The organism is Actinoplanes sp. NPDC051851, assembly GCF_040681165.1.
In the GTDB taxonomy this organism is placed as follows: domain Bacteria; phylum Actinomycetota; class Actinomycetes; order Mycobacteriales; family Micromonosporaceae; genus Actinoplanes.
Genome location: NZ_JBFAYF010000025.1, coordinates 28,839 through 48,822 on the forward strand (window position 1 = coordinate 28,839; position 19,984 = coordinate 48,822).

Genomic DNA, 19,984 nt, shown 5'->3' on the forward strand with positions numbered 1-19,984 from the left:
TGGCATACGGTGACTACCCTGTACACAGGTAGCGAAGTCCACAGGGGACGAGGAACCCGCCGCATGCAGGAGATCGCGCTCACCGTCGTCTCACTGGTTCTCGGCGCGGTGGCCGGTCTCTACCTGACGGTCCGCTACGAGGACGCCTGGAAGGCCCGACGCAACCGCCGCCGGCGGCTGCGGGCGTCCCGGTCGATCCGGCGCGATCGGCTGCACGACGAGGAAGCGGTCAGTGTGGGTGGCCGCCTGACCGGTTTTCATCTCGTCGAGGGGGATGGGCAGGCGGTGCTGGAGCCGGAGAACGTGGTGATCGATCTGCGGGCCGGCACCCGGGAGCCACCGCCCGCCGTGGTCGCGTTGCGGCAGCGGATCCGGCGCCAGCTGAACGCCGCACGGCGCTCCCCGGACGACCAGGTGACCGGCTGGAACAGCACGACACTGGTCTCGCTGGACGGCTACCGGGTCTCCCGCTCGCCGGACCGGGAGGACATCGTCCTGCACCTGGAGACGCACACCACCGACTACGCGACCTTCGCGGCCACCGCGCTCAGCCTGGACGAACCGATCCCGGTCACCGACATCCACGGGGTGGAGGGCGTCTCCACGCTCCGCCACCAGTTCTTCCCGACACGGCAGGCGATCCGGACGGCGATCCGGCACCCGGACCCGGATCTGAGCAACGGCATCGGGATCGCCCTGCTGGTCTTCACCGACGACGACCGGGTGGTCCTCTCCCGCCGTCGGCAGAGTTCGCGGGCCCGGCCCGGTGAGCGCGACGTGACCGTGGTCGAGGGCCTGCACGCACACCGGGACCTGCGGGGATCGGGACGGCTGGACGTCTACCAGGCGGCGATCCGCGGGTGCATGGAGGAGCTGGGCGTGTCGGTCCGGGCCGATGACGTACGGGTGCTGGGCTTCGGTGTCGACATGCAGTTCTACCAGTGGAACTTCCTCGGGCTGGTACGGCTGCGGGGCACCGCGGCGGAGCTCTTCGAGGCGCACGCCATCAGCGCCCGGGACCGCTGGGAGGGCCGGCTGGAGTCCTTCCCGGCCGATCCGGAGCTGGTCTTCAGCCGGCTCGGGCAGGACGGCGCGTGGGATACCGCGCTGGTCACGGCGTTTCTCGCCTTCAGTCACGTACACGGGGCGGCGGCGACGCGGCGGGCCGCGGAACGGGCCCTGGGCCGGCCGGCGTGATCAGTCGCCGAGCTCGGGGAACGCCCGCTCCAGGCCCGCGATGTCGTAGACGTGCCGGATCCCGCTGACCCGGTCATCGTCGAGCGTGAGGTACTCGACGACACGGGTTCGTGCCCCACCGTCCCCTGTGGAACATTCGTAGATCAGCATTGAGCGGCCCGGCGCGTCGACCCGGCTGACGACGGTGACCGTGGCGACCGCGGCCAGCCGCCGCTGGAGCGGCAGGAACCGGCCGGGGAGGCCGACATTGCTCTCGGCCCGGACGTCCGGCGCCAGGACCGCGCCGAGGGCCGCGTGGTCGTTCGTGGTCCAGGCGGCCACGTAGCGATCGACAAGTGAACCGGGGGACGGCTGACTCATCCCGCCATCCTGCCAGCGGACCGGGCGGGAATGAACCTGGCTGGTGGTCAGGGGTGTCTCCGGCAGGCCGAGACACCCCTGGTCACCAGCCAAAACCGGGCGGCGCCTCCCCTGGGGGAAGCGCCGCCGTGGTCGCGTACGGGCGTACGGTCAGGAGAAGGTGAACTCGCCGCCGTAGTCGCGGGTGTGGTCGCGGTAGACGGTGTGGTAGTGGATCTGGTTCTGGATGACGACGCCGTTCTGGCAGACGAACTCGACCCAGACCGACGGGCCGTCGACGCGGACGTAGTCGGCGTGGTTGGTCATCGTGACGTGGCCGGACCAGCCGATGTAGGTCTTGTCGAGCTCGTCCTCGTAGGTGGTCATCAGCGACGCGGACGTGGTGTCGTCGGCGTTCACCACCCAGGGCTTGATCGCGGCGAGGACCAGGTCCTTCTGGTCGTCGGTGAGGCTGCTGACCGCGATGCCCTCCTTCTTGGACGGGAACTCGCCGTCGGAGCCCGGGCCGAGCAGGATGTCGCTGTACGTCTCGGAGATCTTCGCCTTGGTCTGCTCGGCGCTGCTCAGCCCGGCCAGCATCGCCACCATCGCGGTCTTCATGTCCTCGAGAGGGGCGTGCGACGTGCCCTCGGAATCGGTCCAGCTGGTGGGCTCGACGCCGACGTGGAACGGGGTGGTGCCCTCGACCTCGCCGTCCTTGTACGTGATGTTCACCGCGAGGTGGTGCCCGCCGAAGTGCAGCTGCCACGTGCCCGTGGTCGACGGGGTGCCGAGGAAGGCCAGGTAGTAGTTGCCCTCGGCATAGCCGCCGAGCCCGCCGCCCGCGTCGGTGCCGCCGGAGCCGCTGGGCATCGCGCCGCCGCCCGGGCCGCCGGACATCCCGGCGGGCGGTCCGCCGGAGCCGCCGGGACCACCCGACATCCCGCCGCCCGGACCACCGGACATCCCGCCACCGGGGCCACCGCTCGAACCCGAGCTGGACTGGACGGTGCCGAGGTACTTGTCGGCCGCGAAGATCTGCAGGACCCGCTCGTAGCCCGTACCGGAGCCGGTGCCGAGAGCGGTCATCAGCACGCTCTTGCCCGCGGCGACCTGGGTGTCGGTCAGGTCGCCGAACATCACGCCGGGACGGCAGGTCGAGCCGCACGGCAGGTTCGACCAGGCGACCGCCTCGGCCTGGGTGAAGTCGAGCTGGGCCAGGGTCTTCTCGTCGGTGTCCAGGGTCGCGAGGAACGCGGTGGCGGCCTCGACCACGCCGGCCACGCTCTTGTCGTACGACTTCACCGTCGCCGCACTGGTCGACGTCGTCGTGGTACTGCTGTCGTCGTCCGAGCCACAGGCCGCGATGGTGCCGGAGAGCAGGACAGCGGTGGTCGCGATGCCCAGCAGGACGGCCGTACGGCGGCGTCTGATGATGTCCTTCACGAACATCACGGTATAACCGAAGTTTCCGATAAAGTGCCTATTTCGCCAGAAGAGCGACGGCCTCCGACGCGAGGCCGGCGCTCGCGGCGTAGACGGATCCGCCGGGCGCGGGCCTGGTGTTCCCCGCGAAGCCGCGATAACACCCGCCGGCCTCGTTGACGATCAGCGACGTCGCCGCGAAGTCCCAGATCGCCCCGCCGGTCTGCACCGCCAGGTCCAGGTCGCCGCGCGCCACGTGCAGCGCCGGCTGCACCTCCCACGGCCGCTCGTCCGCGATCTCGATGACCGGCACCGCCCGCTCCCGCCCCCAGTCCAGCGGCACCACCCCGAGCAGGCTGCCCGCGACACCGGCGGCGGGGGCGGAGGAGACCCGGATCCGCCGCGGAGTGACGATCCGCCCCTCTTCCAGTACGCCCTCCCAGGCCCCTTCGCCGCGCGACGCCCACCAGACCCGCCCGACCGCCGGGACGGCCGCCACCGCGGTGGTGACCTCGCCCTCCACCTCCAGCGCGACCAGCACCAGCCACCGGCCGTCGCCCCGGACGAAGAGCGCGGTGCCGTCGATCGGGTCGAGGATCCAGCGACGGCCCCCTCTGCCCGCCGTCTCGCCGTGCTCCTCGCCGAGGATCGCGTCGTCCGGGCGAGCGGCTTCCAGCACCCCCCGGATCACCGATTCGACGGCCCGGTCGGCGGCGGTCACCACCGAGCCGTCCGCCTTGAGCTCGTGGGACAGGTCGGCGAGGGCGGCGAAGTGCCGCATCGCCTCGGCGGCGCCGGTCAGTGCGGCCCGCCGGGCGATCTGTAGGTCGGTCTCCACGGGATCCATCCTGCCGGGTCCTTGTCGGGTGACGCGGCAACCTCGTGCGAAGATTGGAGTAACAATGCGTACTTCGATAAACGGCATCACCGACGGCGTCGTCTTCACCACGCCGCCGTCGCTGCCGCGCGGACGTCATGTGCTGACCCGCGAACAGGTGGTCGCCGCCCAGCGGGAGAAGATGCTGATCGCCGCGACCGAGCTGCTGGCCGGCGAGGGCCACCGCGGCTTCGGGGTGCGCGAGATCTGCAGCCGGGCGGCGGTGTCCCGGGCCGCGTTCTACGAGTGCTTCGCCGACAAGGACGCCTGCGTCAACGCGGCGTACGACCGGTTCATCGCGGTCTTCCTGGAGCGCCTCGCGGAGAACCAGGACGCGACGACGTGGGCCGACTGCGTCGGTGGGTTCGTCACGGCGTACATGAGAACGCTCGGCAGTGATCTCGTCGCGGCGCGCGCCTTTCAAGTGGAGATGGACGCTCTCGGACAGCCCGCGCGGCAACGGCGCCGCGAAGCGATCGGGCGACTGGCCGGCTTCGTGCGCGATCTGCGCGAACGGCGCTTCCCCGGCAGCGCGCCCAGCGTGCCGATGAGCGCGTATATCGGGGCGATCTACGCGCTGCGGCAGATCGCCTCCGACGCTCTGGACGCCGCGGAGAGGCCGGATCTCCTGGCCCTCGTGCCGGAGATATCCGCCTGGCTCACCCGGATGGTGGAGGAACCGCGATGAACCCTGAGGAAGAGAACGCCCTGCTCGCACGGTTGCGGGAGGACGAACCGGCGTCGTTCGGCGCGATGTTCCTGCACCGGGCGGCGCGCCGGCCGCAGGACGAGGCGTACCGCAGGCCGCTGCCGGACGGGACCTGGCAGGGGCAGACGTGGGCCGCGACCGCCGACGCCGTCACCGAGATCGCGGCCGGGCTGATCGCTCTCGGACTCCAGCCGGAGGACCGGGTGGCGATCGCGGCGGCCACCCGGGTCGAGTGGATCGAGGCGGACTTCGGCGTGATGTGCGCGGGCGGGGCGACCACCACCGTCTACCCGAGCTCGTCGCCGGCCGAGGTGGCCCACATCCTGACCGATTCCGGCAGCCGGATCGCGATCGTCGAGAACGCCGCCCAGCTGGCCAAGGTGCTGCCCACGCCGGTCGAGCACATCGTTCTGATCGACGGTGCGCCGGACGATCCGCGGGCTCTCACCCTCGCGTCGCTGCGCTCGCTCGGCCGGGAGCGTCTCACCGCGAGTCCGGATCTGGTCACTGAGACCGTTTCCCGGGTACGCCCGGAACACCTGGCCACCCTCGTCTACACCTCCGGAACGACCGGACTGCCCAAGGGCGTGCGTATCCCCCACTCCGCCTGGGTCTACCAGGGACTGGCGATCCAGGCGATGGGCATCGTGCACCCGGGCGACCTCGGCTACCTGTGGCTGCCGCTCTCCCACGCGTTCGGGAAGGCGCTGCTCAGCTGCCAGTTGTCGGTCGGCTTTCCGTTCGCGGTGGACGGCGACGTGAGCCGGATCGTGGAGCGCCTCGGCGTGGTACGCCCGACCATCATGCCGGCCGTGCCACGGATCTTCGAGAAGGTGTACGCCGCGGTCGGAGCGACCTCGGGCCTCCAGGGCCGCCTGCTGCGCTGGGCCGTCGGGGTGGCCTCGACGACCCGCCGCGATCTCCGTTTCCGGCTGGCGGACCGGCTCGTCCTCAGTAGGGTGCGGGCCCGCTTCGGCGGCCGGATGCGGTACTTCATCTCGGGCGCCGCCCGGCTCGACCCGGAGATCGCCCGGTGGTTCGACGCGATCGGGCTGCCGATCGCGGAGGGGTACGGCCTGACCGAGTCCTGCGCTACGACCGTTTTCAATCGCCCGGACCGCCCGGAGTACGGGACCGTCGGGATGCCGCTGCCCGGCACCCTGATGCGGATCGCCGAGGACGGGGAGATCCTGCTGAAGGGTCCCGGCCTGATGGCCGGCTACCACGGGCTGCCCTCGGACGAGGTGCTGACCGACGGCTGGCTGCGCACCGGGGACATCGGGGAGATCACCGCGCGCGGTTCGCTGCGGGTCACCGACCGCAAGAAGGACCTGATCAAGACGTCGAACGGGAAGTACGTCGCGCCGCAGTCGATCGAGGCCCGGCTGAAGGCGCTGTGCCCCTTGATCGGCCAGGTGGTCGTGCACGGCGAGAACCGCAAGTACGTGACCGCCCTGATCGACCTGGACCCGGACGCGGTGCTCGCCGCCACCTCCGCCGCCGCGGCCGATTTCTCCGACACTTCGCGTTCTGCGGCGATCGAGTCTGAAATATCGGCGGCGATCGACCGGCTCAACCGCGAGGTCAACTCCTGGGAGACGATCAAGAAGTTCCTGATCCTCGACCACCACCTGACCGTGGAGAACGGCGACCTCACCCCGTCGATGAAGCTCCGCCGCCGCGCCGTGGAAGCCCGCTACCGGACACAACTGGACTCCCTCTACGCGTAGCCTCAACGCTGTGCATCGCAGCCGGCTGTACGGTCTCTTCCTGGACACCCCGGCGCCCGCCGCCACCGGCTTCTGGATCGGCGCCCTCGGCACCCGGCCGGAGACCCCGGCCGGCGACCCGCTGCTGATCCGGCTCGCCGGCGCCCGCCCCGGCCTGGATATCGAGATCAACACCGTCGACGACGCTCCGAACTGGCACATCGGCATCGAGACCGACGACGTCGAGGCCGAGTCCGCCCGCCTGATCCGCCTGGGCGCGGTGGCGGAGGCCGACCACGACGCGTACCGCCTGCTGCGCGCCCCGGGCGGCCACCTGATCACGGTCCTCCCGGTGCAGAGCACCCAGCGCTTCTTCGCCACGTCGTCGAAGGTCTGGCCCTAGCACTACGTCACGGCGTCGCCGAGGGTCCGGCCTCGGACGCCGTCGCCGCTGGTCCGGCCTCGGACGCCGCAGAGGCGCAGCGCGCTCGCGAGGAAGGCCGCGTGCGCCTCGTCGGCGCCGAGGCGTCCCGCGGCGACCTCGGTGGCCGCGGTGCCGACGAGCCCGACGACGGCGGCGGTCAGCCAGCCGGCCGGCAGTGCCACGTCGAAGTCGCCGGTCTGCCGGCCCCGCCGGACGATCCGCTCGAACAGCGCGGCACCCTCCGTGTGGGTGGCCTCGTTCCCGGGCGGCGTCCGGGCGAGCGCGGTCGCGAGCAGGTACGGGTACCGCCGGATCAGCTCCCAGCCGATGTCGAGGTACCGGCAGAGCGCGTCGGCCGGCGGCAGCGCGTCGAGGTTCGCGGCCTCCAGCGCGGCCACCGCCTCGGCCCCGGCGGCCTCGATCAGCGCGGAGATCAGCGCGTCCCGCGAGGCGAAGTGGGCGTAGACGGTCTGCCGGGTGACACCGGCCGCGGCGGCGAGCTGCTCCATGCTCGCGTCGGGCCGTTCCGCGAGCAGCGTGCGAGCCGCGCCGAGGATCGCGTCGATGCTGCGCCGGGCGTCGGAACGACGGCGGCGGGGCGGTGTGCCGGTCTCGAGGGCATCGCTCATCACGGGGCATGGTAGCCGCCCGACACATCCTTGACAGCCTGTAAGAGTTGAGGAACTCTGACAACCTGTCAACGTTGGACCAGCGGAAGGACTCCCCTCATGAGCGACCGCCCCCACTACGGCATCGACGCCCCGCCCCTCCCGTTCGTGCTCGGCGCGGCGGGCGCCGCCTGCGCCCTGGCCGCCCTCCGGCTGCCCGCCGCCCGCACACCCCTCGCGCTCGCCGGCGCGGTGCTGCTCGCCGGCGCCGGCGTCTACTTCCACACCACGCTGCGCGGCAAGTTCCGCGTCTGGGACGAGATCCTCGACGGGACCGGCCTCCGCGGCGACGAGCGGCTGCTGGACATGGGCTGCGGGCGCGGCGCGGTCCTGATCGCGGCCGCCCGCCGGCTCCCGCGGGGACGGGCGGTCGGCGTGGACCTCTGGTCGTTCGACCAGAGCGGGAACCGGCCGGACGCCACCCTGGCCAACGCGGCCGCGGCCGGCGTCGCCGACCGGGTCGAGGTGCAGACCGGCGACATGACCGCGCTGCCCTTCCCTGACGCCTCGTTCGACGTGGTGACCAGCGCGATGGCCATCCACAACATCCCGTCGGCCGAGGGACGGCGCCACGCGCTCGACGAGGCGGTCCGGGTGCTCCGCCCCGGCGGGCGGCTGGTCATCGCCGACCCGGCGCCGTTCACCCGCCGGTACGCCGCGCACCTCGGGCAGGGCACGCCGCGCGGCCTCGGCCCCCGCTACTGGTACAGCGGCCCGTGGGTCGCGGCCAGCCTGCTGCGCGCCGTCAAGAGCTGACGAAGACCAGCAGGCCGTTCGCCGGGATCGTCACCACGAGGTCGGCGAGCGCCCGGCCGCCGTTGCCGGCCACCAGCGGGTTGGGGAAGTGGTCGTAGAAGTCGGTGTTGAAGACCTCGCGCCACTCCCCCGCCACCGGGATCCGGTAGTCGTGGAGCGTCGTCTCGCTGAAGGTGAGCACGATCAGCACGTCGTCGCGGCGGTAGGCCACCACCCGGTTCGCCTCGTCGACGTGCAGGATGTCCAGCGCGCCACCACGCAGTCCGGGCAGCGAGCGCCGCAGGGCGATCATCTCGCGGGTGAAGCGCAGGAAGTCCGCCATGTGCCGGTCCGCGCCGAACGCGCCGTCCCACCAGATCAGCCGGTCCGTGCGGCCGGGGCTGTCCGACCAGAGCTTGTCCTCGAGGAACTCCTGGCCCATGAAGATCATCGGGACGCCCGGCGCGGTCAGCAGGAGGCCCATCGCCACCCGGGAACGGCTTCGGGCGTACCAGGAGCGGGGGTGGGAACTGTCGGCGAGTGTCGCGATCCGCGGATGACGATGGTCGTCCATGTCCAGCACGAGGTCGTGGTTCTCCAGGCAGTGGTACTCGCGCGCCGACGACCGCAGTCCCGCGACCAGGCGGCCGACTCCGGCGCCGCGATCGCCCACCACCGACCGCACCGCGTCGCGCAGCCGGTCCGAGTAGAAGAGGTCGAAACCCATCCCCCGCGGCGGCTCCTGGACGGCGAGCCAGGGCAGTTCACCCCAGTACTCCGCGATCTGCACCGCTTCCGGCTTCGCGCTCCGGAGCGTACGCGTCAACTCCTGGCAGAACGTCCAGCCGCCCTTGGCATCGATGACGCTCACCTCGTCGAACCGCAGCCCGTCCGCGTGGTACTCGTTCAGGAACATCAGCGCGTTGGCGGTGAGGAAGTCGCGCACCGGCCGGCGGCCGAAGGCGAACACCCGCCCACCGGCCCATCCGTCCGCGGTGAAGTACGCGTTGTTCAGCGGCCCCGGGTCCGCCGGCAGATCGATGTAGTCGAGGCTCTGCGGATCCAGCCCGCCGCCCGCGTGGTTGTAGACCACGTCGATCACCACGGCGATGCCGTACAGGTGACAGACGTCGATGAAGGCCTTCAGCTGATTCGCCTGCCCGGCCAGCTCCTCGTGTTTGAGCGGGCTCGCGCCCCTCGCCTCCAGAAGATCATTGACCGCTTTCCGGTACGACGTCAGCCCATGCGGATCGACGCAGTAATCCATCTCCGGTGAGAAGAGGTCCGTCCCGTTGTACCCGAGGCTCCACTCCCCCTGGAACTCGACCACCGGCAGCGGCTGGACGGCGGTCACCCCGAGCTCGGCCAGGTACGGCACCCGCTGCACCGCGTCCAGCAGCTTCGCCGTCCGGTGCGGCCGACGGTCCACACCGCCCTGACCGGTCGCCGAGAAGACGCCCACATGGAACTGGTAGACGATCAGGTCCTCGAACGCCGGCGCCCGCCACCCCTGGTCGTGCCACGGGTAGACGTCGTCGTCCACCACGATCGCGTCGCACTCCGGGTACCCGTAGAGCTCCAGCTCCCGGGCCTCCGGGTCACGCTTGTAGCCCTCACCGCCGGCCCCGGTCACATAGAACCGGTACTTCGTGCCGGCCGTGACACCCGGGAAGAACCCGGTCCAGTACCCGTCGCTCTCCGGGTCACGCGTCATCGCCGCGGAGGGCTCCGCCTCGTCGAACGAGACCAGCACCCGACGGGCGGCCGGCGCCCAGAACCGGAGAGCGACCCCGCCGTCCACCAGAGTCGCGCTCATGCGGGGAAGCCTAGCCGTGTTTCGGAGCCCGGCCGAGTGCCGCAGCCCCCGGCCGGGTTCCGAAACACGGGCTACGCACCGTCCAGGTGGAACAGGTCGGCGGCCCGGGTGGCGCGGAGCAACCAGCGCAAATGGGGCTGCGCGTTGCGGAGATGGCACGTCGCGTCCCGGGCGTCCGCCACCCGGCGCGCCGCCACCAGCATCCGGAGGCCCGCCGCGTCGCAGAAGTCCACCTGGGCCAGGTCGATGTGGATCTGCCGGACCGGCACGCCGAGCCCGAGCAGGTCGTACACCCGGGTCAGGTCGTAGAGCTGGGTCTGCAGCGCGGTCACCGACATGGCGTCCAGGCTGCCGTGCAACGTGATCAGCAACTGATCGCCCTCGCGTGCCCCGGCGATCCGGGTCCCCGTGAACGCCGGCGGATCGGGACTCATGTCAGCACCTCCGGCGGAGTCCGCATGATCGCCCACACCAGTTTGCCCCCGCGCGCCGGCAGCGCACCCCACGCGGAGGCCGCCGCCCCCACGATCCGCAGTCCCAGTCCCCGGTCGGTCAGCGACGGGCCGAGCAGACCGGGAACCGGATCCCGTACCCGCGGCGGCCGTGGATCCCCGTCGAAGACCGCCAGGTGCAGGGCCGCCCCGGTCCCGTTGCCGCGTCGCGATATCACCATCTCGATGTCGGTACCCGCGTGCTCGGCCGCGTTCACCACCAGCTCGGACGCGACCAGCCGGGCCCGCTGGCACAGGTGCGGCAGGTCCCAGGCCGCGCACGCGTCGTTGACCAGCGAACGGGCCAGCAGCGCGGCGCCGGGATCGGGCGGCAGGGCCAGGTTCATCCCGTCGATCAGCGGGTGCCGGTGTTCCAGGGCGCTACGGGCCTGCGGCACGGTCGCGTACATGACCAGCCAGTCCCGCGCGCCCATCCGCCGCAACCGCCGGGCCAGCGGGGACGCCGCGGTCAGGCAGACGGTGATCGCCACCGGCGGCTGCATCGCGGCGCCCTGCGCGCAGAGGGTCAGCCAGAGGGTCGCGCTGACCGCCCGCGGGTCGCTCAGGTCGAGCAGATCCACGATCATCCCGGTCGGGTGCTCCGCGAGACACTTCTCCATGATGGTCCGCGCCTGCCAGGAGAGCTGGCGGTCCCATGTCCCCCACACGCTGACCTCGATGATCGCGGTGTCCGGATCGATGACGGCCATCACCGTTTCTCTGACTGCGTCGCCGGACCACCCGATCAGATGCGGCGAGCCCGTGCTCATGTCCTCTTCTCCGGCCTACGCACTCAGCACGATCGATCCTGCCGCCCGCCATTCTTGATTCACCCCAATCCGCCCGTCAACGCACATTCACCATCCGCCCCTTCCCCCGCGACCATCCTCCTCACCGCTCTCGCGCAGCGAAAACGCCGGAACCGGCAGGGGCCGGGTGCCTGCCGGTTCCGGGACGGACCCGGGTGGGGACGAAGGTGGTCAGACGCCGCCCTGGTAGGCGAGGACGCCCCGGTTGACCAGGTTGATGGCCTTGCGGGCGATCTCCTTCATCTCCGGGGTGGAGGCGGACGCGTCCTTGATCTGGCCGAGCAGGTCGAGGACCTGGCGCGCCCAGCGGACGAAGTCGCCGGCCGGCATGTCGGCGTCGTACTGGTGGCCGCTGGCGAGGACCTTGGCGAGCGGTTCGCCGCGGGCCCAGCGGTACATCGGCCAGACGAAGCCGGGGTCGGGCTCGCGGGTCAGGGTCAGGCCGTGCTCGCTCTCGTCCTTGGCGATCTCGGCCCAGAGCTTGGCGCAGGCGTCGACGGCCTCGGAGATCGGGCCCTTCGGCACCGAGGCGCGGTCCTCGCTCTCCCGGCGGGACTCGTAGAGCACCATCGAGACGGCGGCGGCCAGCTCCTCGGGGGCGAGACCGTCCCAGACGCCCCGGCGGACGCACTCGGCGACCAGCAGGTCGGCCTCGGACCAGATCCGGCCGAGCATCCGGCCCGCGTCGGTGACCTCGCCCTCGGCGGTGAGGTAGCCGCGGGCGGTGAGCACGCCGCAGACCTCGTCGAAGGTACGCGCCAGCGAACCCGTCCGGCCGGAGACCTTGGCGCGCAGCGCGTCGGTGTCGCGCAGCAGGCGGTGGCTCCGCTCGGCGAAGCGCGCGTGGTCCTCGCGCTCCGGGCAGGCGTGGCACGGGTGCTGCCGCAGCTGGACCTTGAGGAGCGCGACCTCGGCGTCCTCGCCCGGGTTACCCCGGCTGCGGCCGTTGCGCCGGCGGTCCGGGTGCCGGTCGAGACCGGTCGAGCTGACCTCGGCGGCCAGGTCGCGGCGGGCGCCGGGCGAGCGGTGGTTGAAGTTCTTCGGTACGCGGACCCGGGTGAGCACCTCGACCTCGCCGGTGAAGTCGGCGGGGCTGACCCGGCCGGCCCACCTGTCCTGGGTCAGCACCAGCGGCCGCGGCTCGCCGAACCCGCTGGTCGCGGGCTCCAGCACCACCGCGAGCCCGGCCCGGCGGCCCTGCTGGACCCGGATCACGTCGCCGATCCGGAGCTTCTCCAGCGCGGCGACCGCGGCCGACCGGCGCTGGGCGACACCCTGGCGGGCGAGCGACTTCTCCCGGTCGGCGATCGCCACCCGGATGCCGAAGTACTCCGTGAAGTCGCCGTGGTGGCAGGACGCGTCGTCGTCGTACGTCTGCATGGTCTCGACGTTGCGCTGGACCTGACGCGCCAGCCCGACCACCGAGCGGTCCGCCTGGAACTGCGCGAACGACGACTCGAGCAGCTCGCGGGACTTCTCCGCGCCGACCGAGCCGACCAGGTTGACCGCCATGTTGTAGGACGGGCGGAACGAGGAGCGCAGCGGGTACGTCCGGGTGGACGCCAGACCGGCCACGTGCCGCGGGTCGACGTCGGGACTCCAGAGCACCACCGCGTGGCCCTCGATGTCGATCCCGCGCCGCCCGGCCCGGCCGGTGAGCTGGGTGTACTCCCCCGGGGTCAGGTCGACGTGCGCCTCGCCGTTGAACTTGACCAGCCGCTCCAGCACCACGCAGCGGGCTGGCATGTTGATGCCCAGCGCGAGCGTCTCGGTGGCGAAGACCGCCTTGACCAGGCCCTGGACGAAGCACTCCTCGACCGCCTCCTTGAAGGCGGGGAGCATGCCGGCGTGGTGGGCCGCGATGCCCCGCTCCAGGCCGTCGAGCCACTCCCAGTAGCCCAGCACCGACAGGTCCTCGGCCGGGATCGCGGCGACCTTGGCCTGGGCGATCCGCCGGATCTCGGCGCGCTCCTCCGGGCCGGTGAGCCGCAGCCCGGCACCGAGGCACTGCTGGACCGCGGCGTCGCAGCCGGCCCGGCTGAAGATGAAGTAGATGGCCGGCAGCAGGCCCGCGCGCTCCAGCCGGTCGACCACCTCGGCCCGGGGTGGCGGCTGCCAGCGGCGACCGCGCCCGCCGCGGCCGTTCCACCCGCCGGCGCGCTCGCCGAGGTCGAGGCGGCGCTCCATCTCCCGGGTGTAGCGCAGCAACTCGGGGTGGACGTCGTGCTTCTCGGCCGCGTCGGCGTCGTGGAACAGGTCGAACATCCGGCGCCCGACCAGCATGTGCTGCCAGAGCGGGACCGGCCGGTGCTCGCTGACCACCACCTCGGTCTCGCCGCGGACGGTGACCAGCCAGTCGGCGAACTCCTCGTAGTTGGAGACGGTCGCCGAGAGCGAGACCAGGGTGACCGAGGCCGGCAGGTGGATGATCACCTCTTCCCAGACCGCGCCGCGGAACCGGTCGGCGAGGTAGTGCACCTCGTCCATCACCACGTACGCCAGGTTCTTCAGCGCGGCGGAGCCGGAGTAGAGCATGTTGCGCAGCACCTCGGTGGTCATCACCACCACCGGGGCGTCGCCGTTGATCGCGTTGTCGCCGGTGAGCAGGCCGACCTTGTCCGCACCGTACCGCTCGACCAGGTCGTGGTACTTCTGGTTGGAGAGGGCCTTGATCGGCGTGGTGTAGAAGCACTTGCGGCCGCCCGAGCGCAGCGCCAGGTGCACCGCGAACTCGCCGACCACGGTCTTGCCGGCGCCGGTCGGCGCGCAGACCAGCACGCCGTTGCCCCGCTCCAGCACCTCGCACGACGCCCGCTGGAAGTCGTCCAGGTCGAAGCCGACGTCGAGCATGAAATCGTCGAGCGCCGGGAACTCGGCGACTCGCGCCGCCCGCCGCTGGGAAGCCGCATACCGTTCGGCGGGACTCGTCATGAGCACAAGGCTAGTTCGTGGATATGACAGTTTGCGACACGGTGGTGGCCGTCGGGAGCGTCACACGGGCTCGGTATGGTGCTCGACGTGCCGCATGCCACCGAACCTCCCCCGTCCGCGCGGCCCGTGGAAGCCGTCCTCTTCGACTTCCACGGCACTCTCGCCCAGGTCGAGGATCCGGTCGCCTGGGTCGTGGCGGCCGCCGCGACCTGCGGCGCCGCGCTCGACAGGGGACGGGCCACCATCCTGGCCGACCGTCTGGTCACCGCCGGGCGCGCGGGCGGCCCGCTGCCGCACCGGGTGCCGCCGCAGCTCTCCGAGCACTGGTCCGACCGGGATCTCTACGCGCACAGCCACCGGGCCGCGTACACCGGGCTGGCCGCGACGGTGAACACCGACATCGAGGGGCTCGCCGACGCTCTCTACGACCGGCTGCTCACCGCGGAGGGCTGGCTGCCCTACTCGGACACCGAGTCCACGCTGCGCAAACTCCACGAGAACGGCATCAAGGTCGCGGTGGTCAGCAACATCGGCTTCGACATCCGCCCACACTTCGCGACGTGGGGGCTGGACGCGCACGTGGACGCGTTCGCGCTCAGCTACGAGGTGGGCCGGGTCAAGCCCGATCCGGCGATCTTCTGGCGGGCCTGCGCGATGATCGGCGCGGACCCGGAGCGCACGCTGATGGTGGGTGACTCGGCCGCCGACGCGGGCGCGGTCAAGGCCGGCTGCACCGCTCTGGTCGTTCCGGCCGCGGACCCCGGGCGCGTCAACGGCCTGGGTGCGGCGCTCGCTCTCACCGGTTGTCTCTAACCCGGGGTACGCACTGAGCGCCGGCCGAGGAATCAGCCGGCGCTCAGGTGGGTGGTGGACAGTGGTGCGGGACGTGTCCCGTACGCCTCACAGGTAACGGTCGATCACAGTGCCCCGGCGGGCAGACTTCACGGCCGGCTCGGTCGCCGCCGCGGCGCTGCCCTGCTCGGCACTGGTCGCCGCGTCCGCGATCGCCTTGAACGCCTGGCGGGCGTTACCGAGGACCGAGGTCGCCATGGAGGCCATCGAGCTCGCGTTGCTCACGCTGTTCATCGCCATGCCCTCATCATCGGACCGATCGCAGCTTTCCTGACCCCCCGCTCAGCCCAGCAACCGAATCGCACCCGGAACGCACGTCACGTCCAGCGGCAGGGGCCCGAGGCGCTCGCCGTCCGCGTAGCCGACGATGCCCTCCGCGCGTACCGTGATCCGCTTCGCCCGCCGCACGGTCACCCGCCGGTCGGTGACGTGCGTGCCGTGCCGCAGGCGGGGCTTGAGCCGCGCCAGCCCCACCCGGCCCAGCGGCGCCGCCCAGATCACGTCGAGCAGGCCGTCGGTGAGGTCGGCCCCGGGCAGGATCCGCATCCCGCCGCCGTAGCTGCGCCCGTTCCCGATCGCCACGATCTCGGCCCGCACGGTGTGCTCGGTCCCGTCGATGACGAGGTGGTACTCCCGCGCCCGCAGCCGGGCCAGTTCCAGCGCGATGGCCAGGTCGTAGCGCCGTGGCCCGCGCGGCCGGCTCATCCGGTTGGCCCGCTCGTTGACCAGGGCGTCGAAGCCGGCCGCCAGCACCGCGCAGAACCATCGTTGCCCGCCCGCCGTCCCGGTGACCCGATCCCCGCCCGCCGTACCGGTCGCCCGATCCCCACCCGCCGCGCTGGTCACCCGGGCCGCGTCGACCCGGTGGTCCCGCCCGGCGGTCAGGGCCGCGGTGATCGCCTCCGCGGCCTTCAGCGCCTCTCCGGGTACGCCCACCGCGTCCGCGAAGTCGTTCCCGGTGCCCGCCGCGACCACGCCGAACCCGACCGGCCGCCCCGCCACGGCCTGCAGCGCCCGGTGCACGGTGCCGTCCCCGCCGACCGCCACCAGGGCCGTCGCGCCCTCCTCGACCGCCCGGTGACAGGCCCACTCGGCCTCGGCCCCGGTGCCGGCCGTCAGCAGCCGCACCGGTAGTCCCGCGCCGCCCAGCGTGTCGAGCACCCCGGGAAGCAGACCGCGGTGCCGGCCGCGCCCCGCGTGGGGGTTGGCCAGCACCGCGATGAAGTCCTCGCTCACGAGATCTCTACGTCACGCCGTCTTCGTCAGGTCACGTCATGTCGTCGAAGCGGCGCTCGATCGGCCGGGGCTTCTCGACCGGTTCCGGTGCCTCGACCGCCGTCGGCGCGGTGATCGGGTCGGAGGTGCCGACCGGGACCCGCTCCTCGTCGAGGACCGAGATCTGGTCGTCGTCCAGCCCGGCGTAGATCTCCTTGCCGCGGCCCTTGCGCCGGTCGTTGATGAACGACACCAGCACGGCCAGGAAGTAGAGGCCGGTGATACAGGCCGCGAGCAGCGTCATGCCGAACGGGCCGGGGTCGGGCGTGGCGATCGCGGCGAACGCGAACGACAGGAAGACCACCGCACGCCACCAGCTGAGCAGCCGCTTGGCCGTCACCACGCCGGTGAAGTTCAGCATCAGCAGCAGCAGCGGGAACTCGAACGCGCAGCCGAAGAGCAGCAGCATGTTCATCACGAAGCCGACGTACGCCGTGACCTCGAGCTTCGTCGGCTCGCCGATCACACCGGCGTCCATGATGAAGGAGAGGCTGTGGCCGATCACGAAGTACGACAGCGTGGCGCCGGCGGTGAAGAGCGGCAGGGCGAGGGCGACGAAGATGTACGCCCACTTGCGCTCGTGCCGGTGCAGACCCGGCGCGACGAACGCCCAGAGCTGGTAGAGCCAGACCGGCGCGCCGATGATCAGGCCCACCCAGAGCGCGATCTTCAGGCGCAGCATCAGCTGATCGGCGACGCCGAGCGTGATGAACTCGCAGCTGCCGGTGTTCGCGTTGATCGACGTCGGCAGTGCGCAGTAGGGAGCCTTCAGGATGTCGAAGGCCCACTTGGAGATGATGAAGCCGACGATGAGGCCGACCACGATGCCCAGCGAGGCGACGAAGAGCCGGTTACGCAGCTCTCGGACGTGCTCGATGAGCGTCATCGAGCCGTCGGACGCCTGCTCGAACTTGCTCGGCTTCTTCTCCCGGCGCAGGCTCAGTGCCATCGCCTACGGCTCAGCGGTCGTTGGTGCGCTGCACCGGGTCCACGTACGGCTGGGCCGGCGGCTGCTGCGGGCCGGCGTAGCCCTGCTGCGGCTGCTGGTAGCCGGCCGGGGGCTGCTGGTAGCCCTGCGGCTGCTGCTGGGTGAACTCGCCCTGCAGCGGCTGGTGCGAGAACTGCGGCTGGGCCTTCTCCGCGACGTTGTTGTCGTCGTCGACGAGGCCCTTCGTCTCGGCCTTGATGATCCGCAGCGAGCGCCCGAGGGAGCGCGCGGCGTCCGGCAGCCGCTTCGCGCCGAAGAGCAGCACGAGGACGACGACGAGGACGATGATGTGCCATGGCTTGAGGGCGCCCATGGGGAGACTCCAGTCGGTCGGATCAGGATGCGGGGTCCATCGTACGTGTCAATTCCGGCGATAGCGCAGGCCGGATCCTGCGAGATTCTCATGTATCCGCTTAAGTCCCGGACAACGGGTGGGTAACCACCCGTATTCACAGCTGAATCTCAGCTCCCGGCCTTGATGCGGTCCATCTGATCCTGCATCTCCCCGGCCCGCGTCTGCAGCCCGGCCAGGGTCTGCTCCAGCGTCGCGGCGGAGGCCTGCAGGCGCATCGCCTCCTCCTGCCGCCGCTGCAGCCTCCCCGCGGCACGGCGCAGCCCGGACAGACGGCCCAGCAGCCGCACGGCGGCCGTGACCAGGACGATCAGCGCGATCGCCGCGACGGCGATCCAGACCCACATCAGCACCGGGCCACCCTATCGGCCGCCGGCCCGGTCCGCTCCGAGCGCATGCGGCGCGGCGTACTGGTCGAGGGCGGTGGTGGCCTGCTCCCGGATCCGTTCGACCAGTTCGGGCGGGCCCAGCACGGTCACGTCCGGCCCCATCCCGACCAGGAAGCGCTGCGCCCAGCCGAGGTCGGTCATCCGCATGGTGACCAGCCACTCGGCGCCCTCACGCTCGACCTGCTCGACCGGGTAGTACTCGGTGATCCACCGGCCGCCCCGGCCCACCCGGAGGGTGACCAGCGGCAGCTCCGGGCCGGGCCGGAAGACACCCGCGCTGACGTCCTGCGGCACCGCCTCGACCGGCGGCCGGGAGGGCTCGTCCAGCTCGGTGAAGGCGTCGATCCGGTCGATCCGGAACATCCGGGTGCCCTCGGCCCGGCGGCACCACGCCTCCAGGTACGCGAACGTGCCGACGGTGAGCATCCGCATCGGGTCGACCACCCGCTCGGTGAGCTCGTCCCGCGCCGCCGTGTAGTACGTCAGGCGCAGCGCGTGGCCGGAGTCGACCGCGGACCGGACCCGGTTCAGCTTCTCCTGGTTCGCCGGGAGACGAACCGCCACCGGCGCCGCGGCCAGGTCACCGGCCGCGCTCTCGATCTTGGCGAGGGCTCGCTCGACGGAGTCCCGGCCGCCGATGCCGGGCGTCTCGGCGAGCATCCGCAGCGCCACGACCAGCGCGAGCGCCTCGTCCGGGTTCAGCCGCAGCGGCTTGTCGATCCCGGCGTCGTGGCTGATCGTCACCCGGTCGCCGTCGAACGCCATGTCGATCAGATCACCCGGGCCGTACCCGGGCAGGCCGCAGACCCAGAGCAGCTCCAGGTCCTCGCGCAGCTGCTTGGGGGTCACCCCCAGGTCCTCGGCGGCCTCGGTGATCTCGATGCCGGGACGGGCGATCAGGTACGGCACCAGGTTGAGCAGCCGCCCGAGCCGGTCCGCCGAGGTCCGGGGCGAGGCTCCGCGCTGCTGCGGGGGCGTCATCGCGCCACCGCCGGGGTGCCCTCGTGCCGGGCGACGAGCTCCTTCAGCTGCTGGATCACGGCGTCGCGCAGCTCCGGTGGGCCGTCCGCGCGGGCGTCGGCGCCGTAGCCCGCGATGCGCAGCGCCAGCCACCCGGGGTCGCCGTACCGGATGGTCAGCCGGTCGCCGTCGGGACCGGGGACGCACTCGGAGGCCAGGCGGCGCAGACCGGCGGCGCGGCCCGGACGGACGGTGACGGTGGCCCGGCCGTTGCGCTGGATCGGCCCGGTCGACGTGGCGACGTGGCTGATCAGGTCGACGCCCTCGGGCGGGGTGAACGCGTCCGGGCGGCCGGTCGCCTTGACCACGCCTGCGACGATCCGGGACAGCCGGAAGCAGCGGGTGGCGTCCCGGTCCCGGTCGTGGCCGACCACGTACCACCGGCCGCGCCAGCAGACCACGCCCCACGGCTCCAGCCGCCGGGTGGTGGCCTCGTCGCCCTCCGGGACCCGGTACTGGAAGCTGACCGTACGGCGCTCCCGGGCCGCGGCGGTGAGCGGGCCGAACGCCGGGTCGACGGTGACCACCGGCTCGACGCCGAGGGTGGCCTGCGGATCCACCTCCACACCGGCGGCCCGTAGCTTGGCCAGCCCGGAGGAGGCGGCCGCGGCCAGCCCGGCGTGCTGCCAGAGCCGGGCCGCGATGCCCACGGCGGCGGCCTCGTCCGGGGCCAGCAGGATGTCCGGGAGGGCGTACTCCCGCTGGGCGATGCGGTAACCCGGCTCCTGGTCGAAGATGCTCGCGGTCCCGGTCTCCAGCGGCACGCCCAGCTCGCGGAGCTCGGCCTTGTCCCGCTCGAACTTGCGCTGGAAGGCCTCGTGGTCCTTCGGGTCCTCGGGGTCGTGCTCGTAACCGGGCACGGTCAGGGCGATCTGCGCGGCGGTCAGGAACCGGCGCGTCGACAGGAGGCAGATCACCAGGTTCACCAGGCGCTCGGTACGAGTGCGCGACACGGGGCAAACGCTAGCAGCCCGCGTG

The 19,984-nt window shown here is 71.9% G+C and carries 21 protein-coding genes; 6 read left to right on the forward strand and 15 right to left on the reverse strand.

What is annotated here, in order from left to right; translation table 11 throughout:
• Window positions 1-63 precede the first annotated feature (63 nt).
• On the forward strand, window positions 64-1,197 hold the full coding sequence (locus AB0M08_RS23440; RefSeq protein ID WP_364496876.1) for a hypothetical protein: 1,134 nt from the start codon (window positions 64-66) through the stop codon (window positions 1,195-1,197).
• Here AB0M08_RS23440 and AB0M08_RS23445 read toward each other — a convergent pair whose 3' ends face one another.
• The 3 genes from AB0M08_RS23445 to AB0M08_RS23455 form a co-directional block, all read right to left on the reverse strand.
• Complete coding sequence (locus AB0M08_RS23445; RefSeq protein ID WP_364496877.1) at window positions 1,198-1,557, reverse strand: nuclear transport factor 2 family protein; 360 nt, start codon at window positions 1,555-1,557, stop codon at window positions 1,198-1,200.
• A 150-nt stretch (window positions 1,558-1,707) separates the two neighbouring features.
• Window positions 1,708-2,982 carry a DUF3500 domain-containing protein gene (locus AB0M08_RS23450; protein WP_364496880.1) on the reverse strand — a complete coding sequence of 425 codons (1,275 nt, stop codon included), beginning with the start codon at window positions 2,980-2,982 and terminating at the stop codon, window positions 1,708-1,710.
• 37 nt (window positions 2,983-3,019) lie between these two features.
• On the reverse strand, window positions 3,020-3,808 hold the full coding sequence (locus AB0M08_RS23455) for an inositol monophosphatase family protein (RefSeq protein ID WP_364496883.1): 789 nt from the start codon (window positions 3,806-3,808) through the stop codon (window positions 3,020-3,022).
• 55 nt (window positions 3,809-3,863) lie between these two features.
• Here AB0M08_RS23455 and AB0M08_RS23460 point away from each other — a divergent pair, with 55 nt between their 5' ends.
• The 3 genes from AB0M08_RS23460 to AB0M08_RS23470 are packed head-to-tail and all read left to right on the forward strand — an operon-like array spanning window position 3,864 to window position 6,659.
• Window positions 3,864-4,526: a TetR/AcrR family transcriptional regulator gene (locus AB0M08_RS23460; protein ID WP_364496886.1), complete on the forward strand. Its 663-nt coding sequence runs from the start codon at window positions 3,864-3,866 to the stop codon at window positions 4,524-4,526.
• Window positions 4,523-6,277, forward strand: coding sequence for a long-chain fatty acid--CoA ligase (locus AB0M08_RS23465; RefSeq protein ID WP_364496889.1), 1,755 nt, complete (start codon window positions 4,523-4,525; stop codon window positions 6,275-6,277). Before AB0M08_RS23460 ends, AB0M08_RS23465 begins: the two co-directional genes overlap by 4 nt.
• A 10-nt stretch (window positions 6,278-6,287) precedes the next feature.
• A complete protein-coding gene (locus AB0M08_RS23470; protein ID WP_364496892.1) occupies window positions 6,288-6,659 on the forward strand; it encodes a VOC family protein in 372 nt (123 codons plus the stop codon).
• Between the two features lie 2 nt (window positions 6,660-6,661).
• Here the strand turns inward: AB0M08_RS23470 and AB0M08_RS23475 are convergent, their stop codons facing one another.
• Window positions 6,662-7,309, reverse strand: a complete 648-nt coding sequence (locus AB0M08_RS23475) for a TetR/AcrR family transcriptional regulator (protein ID WP_364496895.1) — start codon at window positions 7,307-7,309, stop codon at window positions 6,662-6,664.
• Window positions 7,310-7,408: 99 nt separating this feature from the next.
• Here AB0M08_RS23475 and AB0M08_RS23480 point away from each other — a divergent pair, with 99 nt between their 5' ends.
• Complete coding sequence (locus AB0M08_RS23480; RefSeq protein WP_364496898.1) at window positions 7,409-8,104, forward strand: class I SAM-dependent methyltransferase; 696 nt, start codon at window positions 7,409-7,411, stop codon at window positions 8,102-8,104.
• Here AB0M08_RS23480 and AB0M08_RS23485 read toward each other — a convergent pair.
• The 4 genes from AB0M08_RS23485 to AB0M08_RS23500 form a co-directional block, all read right to left on the reverse strand.
• On the reverse strand, window positions 8,094-9,899 hold the full coding sequence (locus AB0M08_RS23485; RefSeq protein WP_364496901.1) for an alpha-amylase family glycosyl hydrolase: 1,806 nt from the start codon (window positions 9,897-9,899) through the stop codon (window positions 8,094-8,096). The genes AB0M08_RS23480 and AB0M08_RS23485 overlap by 11 nt on opposite strands.
• 71 nt (window positions 9,900-9,970) lie before the next feature.
• Window positions 9,971-10,333 (reverse strand): STAS domain-containing protein, encoded by a 363-nt coding sequence (locus AB0M08_RS23490; RefSeq protein WP_364496904.1) that lies wholly within the window; start codon window positions 10,331-10,333, stop codon window positions 9,971-9,973.
• The gene (locus tag AB0M08_RS23495) at window positions 10,330-11,160 is read right to left on the reverse strand and encodes an ATP-binding protein (protein WP_364496907.1); all 831 of its coding nucleotides are present in this window, start codon (window positions 11,158-11,160) and stop codon (window positions 10,330-10,332) included. Before AB0M08_RS23495 ends, AB0M08_RS23490 begins: the two co-directional genes overlap by 4 nt.
• Window positions 11,161-11,370: 210 nt before the next feature.
• Window positions 11,371-14,130, reverse strand: coding sequence for a DEAD/DEAH box helicase (locus AB0M08_RS23500; RefSeq protein WP_364496910.1), 2,760 nt, complete (start codon window positions 14,128-14,130; stop codon window positions 11,371-11,373).
• Window positions 14,131-14,205: 75 nt separating this feature from the next.
• Between AB0M08_RS23500 and AB0M08_RS23505 the strand changes: the two genes are divergently transcribed.
• The gene (locus tag AB0M08_RS23505; protein WP_364496912.1) at window positions 14,206-14,943 is read left to right on the forward strand and encodes an HAD-IA family hydrolase; all 738 of its coding nucleotides are present in this window, start codon (window positions 14,206-14,208) and stop codon (window positions 14,941-14,943) included.
• A gap of 87 nt (window positions 14,944-15,030) precedes the next feature.
• Here AB0M08_RS23505 and AB0M08_RS23510 read toward each other — a convergent pair whose 3' ends face one another.
• The 7 genes from AB0M08_RS23510 to AB0M08_RS23540 form a co-directional block, all read right to left on the reverse strand.
• The gene (locus AB0M08_RS23510) at window positions 15,031-15,222 is read right to left on the reverse strand and encodes a hypothetical protein (RefSeq protein WP_364496915.1); all 192 of its coding nucleotides are present in this window, start codon (window positions 15,220-15,222) and stop codon (window positions 15,031-15,033) included.
• A 42-nt stretch (window positions 15,223-15,264) separates the two neighbouring features.
• Window positions 15,265-16,218: a diacylglycerol kinase family protein gene (locus tag AB0M08_RS23515; protein WP_364496918.1), complete on the reverse strand. Its 954-nt coding sequence runs from the start codon at window positions 16,216-16,218 to the stop codon at window positions 15,265-15,267.
• A gap of 31 nt (window positions 16,219-16,249) precedes the next feature.
• Window positions 16,250-17,206, reverse strand: a complete 957-nt coding sequence (gene tatC, locus AB0M08_RS23520; protein ID WP_364496921.1) for a twin-arginine translocase subunit TatC — start codon at window positions 17,204-17,206, stop codon at window positions 16,250-16,252.
• Between the two features lie 10 nt (window positions 17,207-17,216).
• Entirely contained in the window at window positions 17,217-17,558 is a 342-nt protein-coding gene (gene tatA / locus AB0M08_RS23525; protein WP_364496922.1) for a Sec-independent protein translocase subunit TatA, read from the reverse strand.
• A gap of 149 nt (window positions 17,559-17,707) precedes the next feature.
• On the reverse strand, window positions 17,708-17,944 hold the full coding sequence (locus tag AB0M08_RS23530; protein ID WP_364497099.1) for a hypothetical protein: 237 nt from the start codon (window positions 17,942-17,944) through the stop codon (window positions 17,708-17,710).
• A gap of 15 nt (window positions 17,945-17,959) precedes the next feature.
• Window positions 17,960-18,967 carry a YafY family protein gene (locus tag AB0M08_RS23535; protein WP_364496924.1) on the reverse strand — a complete coding sequence of 336 codons (1,008 nt, stop codon included), beginning with the start codon at window positions 18,965-18,967 and terminating at the stop codon, window positions 17,960-17,962.
• Window positions 18,964-19,959: a WYL domain-containing protein gene (locus AB0M08_RS23540; protein ID WP_364496926.1), complete on the reverse strand. Its 996-nt coding sequence runs from the start codon at window positions 19,957-19,959 to the stop codon at window positions 18,964-18,966. The genes AB0M08_RS23535 and AB0M08_RS23540 overlap by 4 nt, the downstream gene beginning before the upstream one ends.
• Window positions 19,960-19,984: the final 25 nt, after the last annotated feature.